Source organism: Actinomyces oris (assembly GCF_006546825.1).
GTDB classification, from domain to species: domain Bacteria; phylum Actinomycetota; class Actinomycetes; order Actinomycetales; family Actinomycetaceae; genus Actinomyces; species Actinomyces oris.
On sequence record NZ_VICC01000017.1, the window covers coordinates 1 to 614 of the forward strand.

A 614-nucleotide genomic window follows, 5' to 3' on the forward strand; every position below is an offset into this window, starting at 1 on the left:
CCTGAGTTGCACGGGTTGGGGTGGTTTGTGTTTCAGGGTGGGGTTTTTCGTTGGGATTGTGGGGGTGGGGTGGTCGTTCCCGGCTCACCGCAACACCTTGTACGCGTCCCTGGGCCGCTGTGTCGAGCGGGGCTACCGCCAGGCGATCTCTGGGGCCTTGTTCGAGCACGTCACCAACACCTCCGGTCTGGCCCTGTGCCTGCAGGCGTGACCACGCTCTATTTCGAGGCTAAGCGTGAGGACGACCTGCGGCGGGTCGGCTACTCCAAAGAGCGTAGGGTCGATCCCCAGGTCATCGTCGGCCTGCTGGTCGACCGCCATGGTTTCCCCCTCCAGGTCGGCTGCTGGGAGGGGAACAAGGCTGAGACCACCACGATCATCCCCGTGGTGGAGGCCTTCCAGGCCGCCCACGGCATCGAGGACCTCATCATCGTCGCCGACGCCGGCATGCTCTCAGCGGCCAACCTCAAGTCTCTGCATGAGGCAAGGCTGCGGTTCATTGTCGGCGCCCGCACCACCCGGGCCCCAGGCGACCTGGAGGCCCACTTCCACTGGGCCGGTGACGCCTTCACCGACGGCCAGGTCATCGACACCATCACCCCCAGGAGGGGCTC

The 614-nt window shown here is 66.0% G+C and carries 1 pseudogene; it reads left to right on the forward strand.

What is annotated here, in order from left to right:
• Positions 1 to 127: 127 nt before the first annotated feature.
• Positions 128 to 614, forward strand: a pseudogene (locus FK267_RS13350) (IS1634 family transposase); the annotation flags it as partial.